This is a genomic window from Hyphomonas sp. NPDC076881 (assembly GCF_050269995.1).
Classification (GTDB): Bacteria; Pseudomonadota; Alphaproteobacteria; order Caulobacterales; family Hyphomonadaceae; genus Hyphomonas.
The window spans coordinates 124708-138887 of sequence record NZ_JBNNJJ010000008.1; the positions used below are offsets into that span (position 1 = coordinate 124708).

Sequence of the window (14180 nt, forward strand, 5' to 3'; positions counted from 1 at the left end):
TCCGCGACGTAGCGGCTGGCGGCGGGATCAGGGCGCCTGTACGCTCGTTAAGGACATATGAGGGAGGACCAGAAATGGACGTATCGAAACTGATGTTCCGCGACGGGCTGATGAAGGATGAACGCATCCTGGTCACCGGCGGCGGCACCGGCCTTGGCAAGGAAATGGCCGAAGGCTTTCTGAAACTCGGCGCTGAAGTGCATATCTGCGGGCGCCGGGGCGGCGTGCTGGAAGAGACCGCGAAGGAATTGATGGACAAGCATGGCGGCGAGGTTGTGCCCCATGCGTGCGACATTCGCGTGGCCGAGGCGATCACCGAGATGAATGACACGATCTGGTCCAAGCATGGGCCGCTGACCGGCCTGATCAACAACGCGGCAGGCAATTTCATTTCGCGCACGGAGGATCTGTCGATCCGCGGATTTGACGCGATTTCGAACATCGTGTTCCGCGGCAGTTTCTACATGACGCATGACATCGGCAAGCGCTGGATTGCCGAGAAACGGCGCGGCAATGTCTGCTCCATCCTGACGACCTGGGTGTGGAATGGCGGGCCGTTTGTGGTACCCTCGGCGATGTCGAAAGCGGGGGTCAATGTGATGACGCAATCCCTCGCCGTGGAGTGGGGCCATTACGGGCTGCGCTTTAACGCGATTGCGCCGGGCCCCTTCCCGACCGAGGGCATGTCGAAACGCCTTTCACCCGACGCTGACGGCGCCGAGCGGATGGAACGCGGCGTGGCCAATCCGATGGGCCGGGTGGGCGAGATGCACGAACTGGTGAACCTTGCCGTATTCCTGATGGCGCCGGGCGCCGAATATGTGAACGGGCAGACGATTGCCATCGACGGCGCGATGTATAACGCTTCGGGCGGCAATTTCAGTATGCTGACGGCCTGGGGCGACGAGCAATGGTCCGCCGCCCGCGAAGCCATCGAAGCCACCAATGCGAAGGACCGCGCCAAGCGCACGGTTTGAGGATTTCTCCGGTGGGCTGAGCGTCAGCCCACCGCTTCCTTCACGGCCGCTTCGTAGGCGTCCAGCGCGGTCAGCCATTCGGTTTCGGCTTTGGCGGCCTCGGCTTCGAGTTTGCCGCGCTCGATGGAGAGTTCGGTCATCTTCTGCGGGCTGAGGCCGGTTTTTGAAAGCTCGGCATCGATTGTTTTTATACGGGCGTTTGCCTTCTCGAAGGCTTTCTCCGCTGCGTCTGCCTTTTTCTTGAGGGGAGCGGCCGCTTCGCGGGCCTGGGAAGCGCGGCGGCGCTGCTCGGCCTTGTCGGCGGGGGCCTCTTCGATGACCGCAGCCTTGGCGGGGGCAGCCTTTTCGCGGTCTGAACTCATCACAAGGACGCGGTAGTCGGCGAGGTCTCCGTCATACGGGGCGACCTTGCCGCCTTTGACGAGCCAGAGCTGATCGGCGGTGGCCTCGGCGAGATAGACATCGTGCGTGATGAGCAGGACGGCGCCGGAAAAATCGTTGAGCGCGTAGATCAGCGCTTCGCGGCTGTCGATATCAAGGTGGGAGGTCGGCTCGTCGAGGATCAGGATCTGCGGTTTTTGCAGGCCGATGAGGCCGAGGATGAGGCGGACTTTCTCGCCGCCCGAAAGCTTCTCGACCTTGGTTTCGACCTTCTCATGAGAAAAGCCGAGCTGGGCGGCGACCGAGCGCTGTTTGGCGACCGGCGTATCTGCAGGCAGCGCGCGCATGACGTGTTCGAGGACCGTATCGCCGATGGTCAGCTCGTCGAGCTGGTCCTGCGAGAAGTAGCCGATCTCGACTTTCTTGGGCATCCGGCGCTTGCCGGCGAGCAGCGGCAGGCGTTCGGCGATGGATTTGACCAGCGTGGTCTTGCCCTGCCCGTTGGTGCCGATGATGGCCACGCGGTCGTCCGGATCGATGCGCAGGCGCACGCCGCGCAGAATGACCGCCTGCGGACCATAGCCCATATCCGCGTCTTCGATCTCCAGCAAAGGCGGGGCGAGCACGGCCTCCGAAGCGGGAAAGTTGAAGGGCGCCGTGCGCTCTTCCAGCGGGATTGAAATCTCCTGCATCTTTTCCAGCATCTTGATGCGCGACTGAGCCTGACGGGCCTTGGACGCCTTGGCACGGAACCGGTCGACGAAGGATTGCAGGTGGGCGCGGTCCTTGTCCTGCTTGGTTTTCTGGCTTTCAAGCTGGGCAAGCTTGGCCGCGCGCAGCTTCAGCCAGTCATCATAGCCGCCGGGCGTGATCGTCAGCTTACGGTGTTCCAGCGCCATCGTGTGGGTGACCGAGCGGTTGAGCATTTCGCGGTCGTGGGAGACGATGAGGACGGTGTTGGGATAGCGGCGCAGATAGCCTTCGAGCCAGGCGGCGCCTTCCAGGTCAAGATAGTTGGTGGGCTCGTCCAGCAGCAGCAGGTCTGGCTGGGCGAAGAGGGCGCCGGCGATGGCCGCGCGCATGCGCCAGCCGCCGGAAAACTCGCGCGTGGCGCGGGAGAGATCGGCATGGGTGAAGCCAAGGCCCATCAGGATTTCCGAAGCGCGCGCCTCGGCAGACCAGGCGTCGATGTCCAGAAGGCGGGCGTGGATATCGCCGATCCGGTCCGGATCGGTGGCGGTTTCAGCCTCCATCATCAGCGCGTGGCGCTCGGCGTCTGCCTCCAGCACGACATCCAGGATGGTCTGATCGGTGGGGGCGACCTCTTGGGCGACCCAGCCGAGGCGGGCGCCGTTTTGCAGGCGGATGGCGCTGTCCTTGGCGGGGGCGGCGATTTCCTCGCGGATGAGGCGCAGGAGCGTGGACTTGCCCGTGCCATTGCGGCCGATGAGGCCGACCTTCCAGCCGGCGGAGATGCGCGCGGAGGCCGCGTCAAACAGCGGGCGGGCCTCAACCCGGTAATCAAGGTTCCTGATCTCAAGCATGCGGCGGGCTTTACCCTGCTGCGGCGCAAAAGGCACCCCGTTTTTGCAACGCAGCCATATCGTCGCATAAGTGCTTTCCGTCCTTTTCTTCTCGTTGTGCAGTGCACAAATTCCCCTCATGAACACGCACACCTTCTCGACCCGCCTGAAATCCGGGGATGCGGTGTATCTGCGGCCCATCGGGCCGCGTGACCGTGCCCGTGAAGTGGCGCTGATTGCCGGATTTTCCGATCATTCGCGGTATCTGCGCTTCTTTACCGGGGCCAAGACCGTGCCGGAGGCCGTGATTGACCAGCTGGTCAATGTGGATGGCTATCATCACATCGCCTGGGGCGCGCTGGACCTGGAGACGGCGGGGGCGCCGCTGATGGGGGTGGTGCGCGCGATCCGCCGGGGAACGAGCGATGTGGCCGATCTGGCGATGGGGGTGCTGGACGCCCACCACGGCAAGGGGCTCGCCCGGCTGCTCATGGCGGCGGTGGTGCATGACGCCATTGACGCGGGCATTACGCGCTTTGCCGCCGATACGCTGGCGGAAAACAATGCGGCGCGCGCGCTGTTCCGGGCGATGGGCGGCCATGCCACCGGGCGCGACGGGCTGGTGGTGACGTTCGAGTTTGATGCAGGCGTTGCAGCCGAGCGCCTGGACGCGATGGTGGCGCCCGAAGCGCTGGCCGATCTGCGCGAGGCGCTGGGGCCGAGGCAACCTGCCCCGGCCCGCGCGCCGTCAGATCAGAGCGCCTGAGCCGCGATTAGGCGGCGCCGTCGAGAATGTCCTTGAAGCCGCTGGGCGCGTGCTTGCCGAGGAAAAGCTGTTCATAGGCGGCGACACCGACCGAGGATTTTCCATCCGGGCCCTTATGGGTTGCCCGGACGATTTCCTGGATGTGCAGGTTTTCGATCTCGTGCCAGGGGGATTTGGCGACGTCATAATCCTCACGGGCGACCATCAGCTGGTCGCCATGGAAGACGCCGTGACGGTATTTGGCATGGTTGTAGCCGATGCCCTTCATCAGGAAGGTGCCCATCGGTTCGTAATCTACCGTATGCTGACGGCCTTCATGATCCTTCGCGGTGAGGGTGGCCGAAGACATGCGGCGGGTGCCCTTGGCGTAGCGCACATCCATGTTCACGTCGCCCATATGCATGCCGGCCCCCTGGGGCGCGCCATCCATGACGATGGAGGTGCGCGTGTTCCAGGGCTCGCCATGTTCGTCATGGTTCACATGGTAGAACATCGAGAGGTTCTGGAAGTTCGTGGGCACCCAGATCCAGTAGAATTGCGGCGGCACGGGCGGAAACATCGGCTGGGGATCGGGCGCGCCGATGGGGCGCACGCCCCAGCTGCGATCCCGCGTGCCGGTGAAGTTATCCGGCGTGACGGCGATTTCCTGGCCATCGATGCGCAGCTTGCCCGACCAGGTGCCGTTCTGCGTCATGCGCGTGAGATCCATCATCATGCGCGGGCCGATGCGGCGGGTGAAGCGCGGCTCCTCGATGGGGAAAGACCGGCCGGTGAACTCGACATCGAGGGCGATGCCTTCGGTTTCCTCAAGCTTCAGGCGGATGCGTTTCAGCGGCTCCAGCACGGTGACCGAGAGGCCGCCGACATAGGTGTCCATCCGCTCCATGTTGAGCGGGCGGGAGAAGAAGACCGAGGATTGCTTGCCATCGCGCAGCACGGAAACGGCGCCATCGATGACATTGAGATGGGGGTAGACCCCCATGGCGGCGGCGAAGAAGGTCTTGCCGTCTGCGCTGTAGCCGTTGAAGAAATACCGGTCATAGAAGTTGCGGTCCGAGCCCGAGAAGGCCACCGGCTCCGGCGTCTGGTGGATGGGGTATTCGTCTCCGGCAGTCAGCATGGGGCGTTCCTTCCTCTGGGTGACCTCTTGGCGGGTGGGTCTCAGCGGGTAGGTTTGCAAGGCGGCGCGCGCGGATCAAGCGGTGCCGCGACGGGAGGGTGGCATGTCAAAGTTCACGGCAGACGAGGCCAACGCATTTCTGAGCCAGGCCTTTCCCGGCCGGGGGCACCAGAACCAGGTGCTGGTGATGGAGACGGGCCGCGCGGTGATCCGGCTGGAGGCAGACGAGACGCATCTGCGGCCGGGCGGCTATATCTCCGGCCCGACGCAGATGAGCCTGTGCGATACCGCCGCCTATATGGCGATCATGACCGTGACGGGCCTGGAGCCGATGACCGTGACCAGCAATCTCAACATCAATTTCCTGCGCCCCTGCATCGGCAAGGTGGTGATTGCCGAAGGCAAACTGATGAAGATTGGCCAGGCGCTGGCGATCATCGAGGTGGATGTGCGGATTGAGCACGCTGACAAGCCGGCGAGCCACGCTATCGTGACCTATGCCCTTCCCCGGAAGGGCTGACCGTTCCTGATCCCTGCGAAGGTTTGCGATGAACCGGCTTATCCCTGCTGCGGCGCTTGTTGGTTTCCTGTCAGTCGCCTTGGGCGCTTTTGGCGCCCATGCGCTGGACGGCCGGTTGACGGCGCAGGGCGCGGACTGGTGGCACACCGCGACGCTTTACGGGCTGCCGCATGCGGGCGCGGCGCTGGCGGCCGGGTTGTCGGGCCGGGGCGGCAAGATTGCCGCAGGCGGATGGATGATCGTGGCAGGCGCGGTGATCTTTGCCGGGACGCTGTATGCCATGGCGCTGGGCGCGCCGCGCTGGCTGGGGGCTGTCACGCCGGTGGGCGGGATCAGCCTGCTGGCCGGCTGGGTGATGATCGGGCTGGGCGGGCTGAGCGCCGCCCGCAGCCCTCAGGACGATGTGCCGTAAGAGCCGGTATAGCGTTCGGCCAGATCATCGGCGACGCGGCGGGCATCATCGATGGCATTGGAGAGATTTCCAAGCTCGGCCTCGATGGGGCTGACATCCAGATCAGCACGGGCCGAAACAATGTCCAGCGCCTCACGGAAATTGCGGTGGGCCATCTGCGCACGGACGAGCGCGCGCTCATAGGCGATCACATCATTGCGGTTGGAGGCATCGCTGCGCGATCTGTCGAGCACTTCGCGGGCTTCCAGGGTGACGCCCTCAAGCCCCTTGCGGGCTGATTCGCTGTCAGCGGAAATCTTGGCGAGCACCAGAACCGGGGCGCGCGTGCCGGCCCCGATATCGGACGCATAGGCCGGAGGCGTCTGTTCCGAAGCGCTCCGTCCCCGGATCAGCAGGTCTGCAAAGCCGGCCAGGCCCTTGTCGGCCTCTGCCCAGCCCTTGGCGGCAAGATGGTCGCAATAGGCATCGGACGCCTTGCGCAGATCAGACTGGCTCTTGGTTAATGCGGTTTCAACCGTGGTTTCGCCGGGCACAACCGAAACAGTTGCGCATCCCGCCAGAAGTCCTAGGGATACACAAACGAGAACGATACGCATCAATTCGCCAACCGCCAAAAGCCAGTTTCCCCAAGTGTTATTAACACTATGGGTGTGAATAAGATAAGTCCAGTCACGTCAGTCATTGTGGCAGACCATAAGTGAAGAGCGCATGAACAGACGCCAGTCCCGCCGTATATTGTATCACAGACATGAACCTCATGCCTCCGGACGGCTTCGCGTCTCGGATCTGCATGAAATCTACTGGGAAGAATCCGGGAATCCGAAGGGCATTCCCGTGGTGGCCCTGCATGGCGGGCCCGGCGGGGGCTCCAGCCCGGAAATGCGCCGCTTCTTCGATCCGGACCGCTACCGCGTCTTCCTGTTCGACCAGCGCGGATGTGGCCGCTCGACGCCGCATTCGGAGCTTCGGGAGAACACGACCTGGGATCTGGTGGCCGATATGGAGGCCCTGCGCAAACATGTGGGGGTGTCAAACTGGCTGGTATTTGGCGGCTCCTGGGGCTCCACCCTGGCGCTGGCCTATGCGGTGACGCATACGAGCCGCGTGCTGGGCCTGGTGCTGCGCGGGATTTTCCTCGTCACCAAGGCCGAGATCGACTGGTTCTATCAGTCCGGGGCGAGCCGTCTGTTCCCGGATGCTTACGATATTTATGTGGCCCCCATCCCCCATGAGGAACGGGGCGATCTTCTGCAGGCGTTCCATAAGCGGCTGACGGGGAGCGACCCGCGCGCCCGGATCGATGCGGCCCGCGCCTGGGCGCAATGGGAGGGCCATACCCTTTCGATCAAGGGGCCGCTGACCACGCCGCCGCGCTTCAATGAGGATGATTTCGTCGACGCCTTTGCCCGGATCGAATGCCATTATTTCGTCAATGGCGGCTTCTTCGAGAAGGATGGCTGGCTGCTGGAACAGGCGAGGCTGAAGCTCGGCCGGGTGCCGGGCGTGATCGTGCACGGCCGGTATGATGTGGTCACGCCGCTATCGACCGCCTGGGAACTGAACAAGGCCTGGCCGGCCGCGCAACTGCATGTGGTGCCTGATGCGGGGCACTCCTCGATGGAGCCGGGCATCATCGACCGCCTTGTTCAGGCGACCGATGATTTTGCGGATAAGCTGGGCGCGCGGACGAAGGCTTAGGGGCGGGGGTGGCTGGAGGGCGGGATTTGGCCCGAAGGCGACATAGACCTCAAACGCAGTTGGGGGTAAATTCCTCAAATGTTTGACCTCAACCAACTGCCGAGGGACGTCGAAAAATGGGTGAGCGTGGTCGTAGATTTTCCACGGCTTCCCGATGACTCCGCTAGCTCTTGTCCACTTAGCGAGGGGGACATTTTTGACTATGTTCGTGACGAGTCGGCCGATCAGGAAAACGCCGACATCAAGCGCTTTCGGTTCGTAAGAACCGCTTTAATACGAGCAGAACGCTTTTGGATTTGGGAGTATCTGGAACTCGACGATGAAGTCACCTACGTTTGGGTGCAACTAAGGGCTGGTGGCGGAACGCTTCTCAGCCTCAACAGCACATTAGGCCTTAATCGAGAACAGTTCTTGCTGGCCGCATACCACGACAAAATCAACTGGTCGTAGGTCGCCTTTCGGCGATTAGCAGCCTCTCACCATGGCTCACATACCGGGCCGATCCTCCGCAGGAGGACGGGCCTAGTTGAAGCGGACCTACTCCTGCAGCGTCAGATCGTAATTCGGGCCGAGGAGCAGCTCGAGCGCGCCGGGGAGCTGGACGTGGTACTGGTCCTGGATCTTGTCGAGGAAGCCGAAGATCAGGACGAGGCCGATGAAGGGCGGCACGAACCAGCGCATCAGGAAGCGCCAGAGGTTCATGATCGTGCCCTCCCCCAGTTCCGAGGTGAGCATGTCGCGGCTGAGAATCCAGCCCGCGAAGATCGCCGCCAGAAGCCCGCCGAGCGGGAGCAGCAGACCCTCGGTCATGAAGTCCATGAAGTCGAGATATTCCAGCGAGAAGACGTAAGCGGCGCCGACCATGAAGAGGACGAAGCCGACGCCGATGGCCGCGCCGAAACGGGTGACGCCCTGGCGTTCCTCCAGCCACGATACCGACACTTCCATCAGCGAGATGGAGGAGGTGAAGGCGGCAAAGAGGGCAAGGGCGAAGAAGACGATGGCGAAGATCGTCCCGCCGGGGATCGCCTCGAACGCCACCGGCATAGAGACGAAGAAGAGGCTGGGGCCGGCATTCTCCGGCAGGCCGGCGGCAAAGACGATGGGGAAAATGGCAAAGCCCGCGATCAGCGAGACGAACGTATCCGACCCTGCCACGATGGCGGAGGATTTGGGAATGTTGGTCTCGCGGTCGAGATAGGCGCCATAGGTGATCATCAGGCCGACGCCGACACCGATGGAGAAGAAAGCCTGGCCGAGCGCGGCAAGGAAGGTCTTGAAGCCGACATCCTCCCATTTCGGCTCGAAGATGAAGGCGACCGTGCGGGCGGTATCGCCGGTGGCGACGGCAAAGCCGACGACAACGATGAGCATCACGAAGAAAGCCGGCATCAGGAGGGTGGCGGCCCGTTCAATGCCGCCTTTCACCCCGCGCCCGACGATGAAGACGTTGGCGGCCAGGAAGATGCCCAGAAGGGCGAGGATGTACCATTTGGAGGGCATCGGGTCTTCGCCCTGCCCGATGGTGTTGGCGAAGTTCTGGCCCGATTCGGCCGCTGTGGTGCCGTGCAGGTCGCCGCCGATAGCCTGGATCAGATAGGCCAGCAGCCAGGCGGAGATAACAACATAGAAGCTGAGAATGAAGAAGGCGGTCAGCGAGCCGATCCAGGTGACGATGCCCCAGTTCTGGCTGCGGCTTTCAGCGCGGGCGAGCGACTGGACGCCCTCAATGGCCGACATGCCGGATTTCCGGCCCATCGAATATTCCGCCATCAGGAGCGGCAGCGCGATCAGCACGACGCAGAGGATATAGATGAGAATGAAGGCGCCGCCGCCATTCTCGCCGGCCGTATAGGGAAACCGCCAGAAATTCCCCAGCCCGACGGCAGATCCGACCGAAGCCATGATGAAGCCAAAGCGCGAGCTGAACGTGTCTGACTTGCGGCCAATATCTGCCATGAATCCCGATCCCCGTGGAAATGTTTGGCGGGACCGTAGCGTCAAGCGGTGAGAAATCAACGCAATTGGCGCATTGTGGGGTCAAATGGGGCCGTGGGTGGTCATCTTCTCATCCCGGTGAAGATGGGCCGACAGGACAAGGCCGAAACAGGCCATGACCGTGATCAGGGCCGTGCCGCCATAAGAGATCAGCGGCAGGGGCATACCCAGCACCGGCAACAGGCCCAGAACCATGCCGCTGTTGAAGATGGTGAAGAAGGCGATGGTGGAGGTGGCCCCGATGGTGGCGAGGCGGCCAAACCAGCTGCGATTGCGCGCGGCGACCCGGAAGGACCAGACAAACAGGAAGGCAAAGACCGTGAGCAGGCCCACCGTGCCGATGAAGCCGAACTCTTCGGCGATCACGGTGAGAATGAAGTCTGTATGCTGTTCGGGCACATATTCCTGCTGGGACTGGATGCCCTGCAGATATCCCCTGCCGCTGATCCCGCCTGCCCCGATGGCGATCTTGGCCTGCTCGATCTGGTAGCTTTCGCCGAGGCCGTTTGTGGTCTGGCCGGTGATGCCAGCGATCAGCGTATCGACGCGCTGGCGCTGATAGGGCTCCAGCACGAAGGCGTAGATGGCGGGCACCGCCGCCAAACCGGCCAGGATGGCGGTGACCACGTAGCGGTAACCGATGCCGGCGAAGAAGACGATCATCACGCCGGAAGCTGTCAGCGCCAGGGCGGTGGAGAGGTTGGGCTGTTTGAAGACCAGCGCGGCGGGAATGAGGATGATGGCGAGGGCGCCCAGATGCACCCAGAGCGGCAGGCTGCGCCCGTTGAGCGGCATCATGCGCTGGTAATAGCTGGCGACAGCCAGCGTCACCGCCAGCTTTGCCGGCTCAGACGGTTGCAGCACGATCGGCCCGACCTTGAGCCAGCGCGCCGCGCCCCCGCCCATGATGCCGAAGAAATCGACCAGCACCAGCAGCACGACAACGCCAAGATAGGCGAGCCAGGAAAGCCGCGCCCAGATGCCCAGCGGCAGGAGCGCCAGGAGGACCATCAGCAGCCCGCCGATGGACAGGCGTGTGAGCTGTTCGCGCCAGAGGCCCGCCTCCTTGGCCGAGGGGGCCTGAGCGACAGGATCCCAGCCGACCGAAAACAGCATGGCGACGCCGACAAGGCCGACGCCAAAGATCAGAAGGACAATGCCCCACGGCATCCGCGCCAGCTTGCTGAAGGGCCCAAGCTCTGCGAACTGCAGGGTTGAGGCAGCCGTGCGCACGCGCGCTTCGCCCCTGGTAAAACCGGTGAAACCATCACGGCTCATGCAGGGTCACCCGACTCCGGCTCTGGCGTGGTGGACGCGCGCTGGGCATAGGTGGGCGTGCGCCCGCTATTCATCCGGATGGCGGCGGCAAGGATATCACGCGCCACAGGGGCCGCCGTGCGCGAGCCGCCTTCGCCATGTTCGACGATGACGGAGATGGCGTATTTGGGATTGTCCGCCGGGGCATAGGCCACGAAAAGAGCATGGTCGCGCAGCTCCCGCGCGATGGCGTCGCCGCCCCGCACAACCCCGCTTGCACGTTCTGCGGCCGTGATGCGGCGAACCTGCGCCGTGCCCGTCTTGCCCGCGAGGCGCGGCCCGCCAAGGCCAAGATCCCCCGAGCGCGTGGCCGTGCCGCCGCCTTCGGAGGTGACGCCATACATGCCCGCCTTCATCCGCTCCATGATGGCCGGATCAAGCGGCTCATCCAGAAGGGCATCATCTTCATCATTGGGGCCAAGGCCGATCATCCGGGGGCGGATCGGCGCGCCGGTGGCCGCGATCCGCGCCGTCATCAGCGCAAGCTGCAGCGGGGTGGTGCCGAGTTGCCCCTGCCCGATGCCGAAGTTCAGCGTTTCACCTTCAAACCAGGGCTCGCCCCGCGCCTTCTGTTTCCAGGCAGGATCGGGCACAAGACCGCCCCGCGCGCCGGTCATGCCCAGCACCCAGGTGTGGCCGAAGCCGAACTTGCGGGAGACTTCGGCGATCTTCTCCACGCCCGCCCGGCGGGCGATCTCGTAGAAATACACGTCACACGAATGCTTGATGGCGTTGTGCATGTTCATGGCGCCGTGGCCGCCGCGCTTCCAGCAGTGCCAGGTGCGGTTGCCGAACCGGTAATGGCCGGAGCAGCGAACATGCTCTTCCGGCTTGATCACGCCGGCTTCGAGCGCCGCAGTGGCCACGACCATCTTGAAGGTCGATCCCGGCGGATAGACCCCGCCATGGGCGCGCGGATAGAGCGGCGACCGCGGATCATCCCGCAACACGGCATAATCGGCGCCGGAAATGCCGTTAACGAAGCTATTGGGATCAAAGGCGGGTGTGGAGACCATGGCGAGGACGTCGCCATTCTCGATGTCAATCACCACGGCTGCGCCGCTTTCGCCCTCGAACCGGTCAATCGCCGTGCGCTGAAGCTCGGCATCGATGGTGATGTAAAGATCCTTACCCGGAACAGCGGCCTGTTTGGGATCCTGCTCCAGTTCCCAGAGGGGGCGGCCATGGGCGTTGGCCACCACGCGGCGGCGGCCGGGGCGGCCACGCAGCCAGTCTTCGGCAAAGCGTTCCATGCCCTGGCGGCCGGTGCGCATATCCGGATGGCGGAACATTTCCTGATAGATGCGCCGGTCTTCCGGCACGAGGCCGTCTGTCATCCGCTCAAGATCCTCGGCGCTGGCGCGGGCGACATAGCCCAGCACATGGCCGAAATCGCGCCCGCGCGGATAGGACCGGGTGGACGCCATCTGCACATCTACCCCCGCCATCTCCACGGCATGCACCTGCATGCGGGAAAATTCCTCGAAGGTCAGCTCCTGCGCGACGATGACCGGCAGGAAGGCTGCGTTGCGGCGGCGGGCGTTGCGGATTTCCTCGGCCAGCCTTTCGCGGCGGGCGGCGGGCAGATCAATCAGGTTGGAAATGCGATTGAGGACCGCTTCGGGGTCGCTCATCTGCTCGGGAATGACAGAGACGCGGCCTGCCTGGCGCTGGGACGCGAGGGGGCGCCCGAACCGGTCGAGGATCTGGCCACGCTCGGGCGGGGCCATGACCAGCTTCACATGGTTGGCCTCGGCCAGATCCTGATAGCGCTCTGCCTCCAGGAACTGCAGCTGGAAAAGCCGGCCGACCAGCGTGGCCCAGACAATTCCTCCGACCCCGGCCGCCATGAACATGCGGCGGTCGAACATCTCATCGGCATTCTTGCTCTTGCGGCTCATGTCGTCTGCCCCGGTGGTTCACCTGGCCTGCGCCCGAGATCAAACATGCGATATCCCACGAGATAGACAAGCCCTGTCGTGATGATGGAAGCCAGGATCGGTGTGGACCGCACAAGATGATCGCTTGTGACGCTTGCGAATATCCAGATCATCACCAGCGCCACGAGCAGCATGACTACGGGCCCAAGCACCGCCACGAAGGCGTCGCGCATGCCGTCTGTCTGCTGCGTAAAGCCCGCACTCAGTCCGTATACGGCCAGGTTGATGACCGCGAAACAGCCCAGCGGCGCATTCGACACGATGTCCTGCATCAGGCCGAACAGCAGCAAGAGGATCATCGGGCGAATGGCGAGCCCCACCTTGCCCCAGCCCATCGCGCCCCAAAGGGCGGCAAAAGGCCAGGCGATGGCAATGCCGAAAATTTCCCGCGGCAGCATGCCGATGGCGCCGGTCAGCACGATAAAGAAGGCACCGAAGGCGAGCCGGGCACTTGGCGCTGTCTGGCTCCACAGGGACTTCTTCCGCCGTCTGAGCTTTCCGCTGGCCATGCCTATTGCCCTCCCGGCGGGGGGCTGGCCTCGGAAGCCGCGGCCTGGGCGGCGCCGTCATCCGGCGGGCTGGCAGCGGCAGAGGGGTCAGGCTGCGGCGGGGACGCCGGCTGGGTTTGCGGAGTGCGCGCCGGGGCGGGCTGCGCGGAGGGCTCTGCCGGCGTTTCCTGCGGCGGCGGCGCTTCGGTGATCGGCGCCAGGATGACCGGCGGCTGGATCATGCGGACATAGGTGCCGCCATGATCGCGCATGGCGAGGCGGACACGCCAGCCACTGGTATCCTTGCGGGCCGAGCCGACCACCAGGCCGCGCGGATAGGCGCCGCCATCCCCGGAGGTGAGGATGCGCTCGCCTTCCACGAAATCGGCGTCTTCGGGCAGGTCGCTGAGGCGGCCGCCTTCCCGGTCCTGGCCATACATGATGGCGCGCACGCCGGAGACCTCACCCAGAACCGGCAGGCGGCTGGAATAATCGCTGATCAGCAGGATGCGCGAGGACCGCTCGCCCAGATGCACGACGCGGCCGACCAGCCCGCCTTCATTGACAGCCACCGCGCCCGGCTCAACCCCCTGAAGGCGCCCGGCATTGGCCAGCAGCGTCTGGGAGAACGGCCCGTCGACTTCGGTGGTCACCCGCGCGGTGACCCCCTTCTCCGGGGGCTCGCCCATCAGGTTGAGGATACGCTCATAGGCTTCGAGGCGATCGGCCATGGAGATGGCGGCGGCCTTGTAGCGGGCAAGGTCGCGGACTTCGTTTTCAAGTTCGCGGATGCGGCGCTCGCGCTCGGCCTGGCCGGTGATGCGGGCCCAGAGGCTGATCTCGCTGGGGGCGCGCAGCCGGTCGCTGACCGTGGTGCGGGCGGGGACGAAGAAGGCGGAGATCTGCGGCGCGGTCTGGGCCAGCACCAGCGCAAACGCGGCCGCCATCAGCACGCCAAGCGTCAGCCGGCGCGCCCCGCGGGCCGCAGTTTTCTGACCTGATGGTCCGAAGCGCGCCATCTATTCTGGCTCCCTCGCCGT

General features: G+C 64.2%; 14 protein-coding genes. 6 read left to right on the plus strand and 8 right to left on the minus strand.

Going from position 1 to position 14180, the window contains the following annotated elements:
* Window positions 1-74: 74 nt before the first annotated feature.
* Window positions 75-977: an SDR family oxidoreductase gene (locus tag ACQKI2_RS10490; RefSeq protein ID WP_427379650.1), complete on the plus strand. Its 903-nt coding sequence runs from the start codon at window positions 75-77 to the stop codon at window positions 975-977.
* A 23-nt stretch (window positions 978-1000) separates the two neighbouring features.
* Here the strand turns inward: ACQKI2_RS10490 and ACQKI2_RS10495 are convergent, their stop codons facing one another.
* Window positions 1001-2902 carry an ABC-F family ATP-binding cassette domain-containing protein gene (locus ACQKI2_RS10495; RefSeq protein WP_427379651.1) on the minus strand — a complete coding sequence of 634 codons (1902 nt, stop codon included), beginning with the start codon at window positions 2900-2902 and terminating at the stop codon, window positions 1001-1003.
* A gap of 118 nt (window positions 2903-3020) precedes the next feature.
* Between ACQKI2_RS10495 and ACQKI2_RS10500 the strand changes: the two genes are divergently transcribed.
* The gene (locus tag ACQKI2_RS10500) at window positions 3021-3647 is read left to right on the plus strand and encodes an N-acetyltransferase family protein (protein ID WP_427379652.1); all 627 of its coding nucleotides are present in this window, start codon (window positions 3021-3023) and stop codon (window positions 3645-3647) included.
* A 7-nt stretch (window positions 3648-3654) separates the two neighbouring features.
* Here the strand turns inward: ACQKI2_RS10500 and ACQKI2_RS10505 are convergent, their stop codons facing one another.
* Entirely contained in the window at window positions 3655-4767 is a 1113-nt protein-coding gene (locus tag ACQKI2_RS10505) for a hypothetical protein (protein WP_427379653.1), read from the minus strand.
* A 103-nt stretch (window positions 4768-4870) separates the two neighbouring features.
* Here ACQKI2_RS10505 and ACQKI2_RS10510 point away from each other — a divergent pair, with 103 nt between their 5' ends.
* Window positions 4871-5287, plus strand: coding sequence for a PaaI family thioesterase (locus ACQKI2_RS10510; protein WP_427379654.1), 417 nt, complete (start codon window positions 4871-4873; stop codon window positions 5285-5287).
* A 28-nt stretch (window positions 5288-5315) separates the two neighbouring features.
* Window positions 5316-5699 (plus strand): DUF423 domain-containing protein, encoded by a 384-nt coding sequence (locus tag ACQKI2_RS10515; protein ID WP_427379655.1) that lies wholly within the window; start codon window positions 5316-5318, stop codon window positions 5697-5699.
* Here ACQKI2_RS10515 and ACQKI2_RS10520 read toward each other — a convergent pair.
* Window positions 5681-6295: a hypothetical protein gene (locus ACQKI2_RS10520; protein WP_427379656.1), complete on the minus strand. Its 615-nt coding sequence runs from the start codon at window positions 6293-6295 to the stop codon at window positions 5681-5683. The genes ACQKI2_RS10515 and ACQKI2_RS10520 overlap by 19 nt on opposite strands.
* Window positions 6296-6407: 112 nt before the next feature.
* Between ACQKI2_RS10520 and pip the strand changes: the two genes are divergently transcribed.
* Both pip and ACQKI2_RS10530 read left to right on the plus strand, forming a co-directional pair.
* Window positions 6408-7397 carry a prolyl aminopeptidase gene (pip, locus tag ACQKI2_RS10525; RefSeq protein WP_427379657.1) on the plus strand — a complete coding sequence of 330 codons (990 nt, stop codon included), beginning with the start codon at window positions 6408-6410 and terminating at the stop codon, window positions 7395-7397.
* 78 nt (window positions 7398-7475) lie between these two features.
* The gene (locus tag ACQKI2_RS10530; RefSeq protein ID WP_427379658.1) at window positions 7476-7847 is read left to right on the plus strand and encodes a hypothetical protein; all 372 of its coding nucleotides are present in this window, start codon (window positions 7476-7478) and stop codon (window positions 7845-7847) included.
* An 87-nt stretch (window positions 7848-7934) separates the two neighbouring features.
* On the opposite strand, the gene ACQKI2_RS10535 is transcribed toward ACQKI2_RS10530, so the two are convergent.
* The 5 genes from ACQKI2_RS10535 to ACQKI2_RS10555 form a co-directional block, all read right to left on the minus strand.
* On the minus strand, window positions 7935-9356 hold the full coding sequence (locus ACQKI2_RS10535) for a sodium-dependent transporter (protein ID WP_427379659.1): 1422 nt from the start codon (window positions 9354-9356) through the stop codon (window positions 7935-7937).
* A gap of 81 nt (window positions 9357-9437) precedes the next feature.
* Complete coding sequence (rodA, locus tag ACQKI2_RS10540) at window positions 9438-10673, minus strand: rod shape-determining protein RodA (protein WP_427379660.1); 1236 nt, start codon at window positions 10671-10673, stop codon at window positions 9438-9440.
* Window positions 10670-12613, minus strand: a complete 1944-nt coding sequence (mrdA, locus tag ACQKI2_RS10545; protein ID WP_427379661.1) for a penicillin-binding protein 2 — start codon at window positions 12611-12613, stop codon at window positions 10670-10672. Before mrdA ends, rodA begins: the two co-directional genes overlap by 4 nt.
* Entirely contained in the window at window positions 12610-13161 is a 552-nt protein-coding gene (locus ACQKI2_RS10550) for a hypothetical protein (RefSeq protein ID WP_427379662.1), read from the minus strand. The genes mrdA and ACQKI2_RS10550 overlap by 4 nt, the downstream gene beginning before the upstream one ends.
* A gap of 2 nt (window positions 13162-13163) precedes the next feature.
* Window positions 13164-14159: a rod shape-determining protein MreC gene (locus ACQKI2_RS10555; protein ID WP_427379663.1), complete on the minus strand. Its 996-nt coding sequence runs from the start codon at window positions 14157-14159 to the stop codon at window positions 13164-13166.
* Between the last annotated feature and the right edge of the window lie 21 nt (window positions 14160-14180).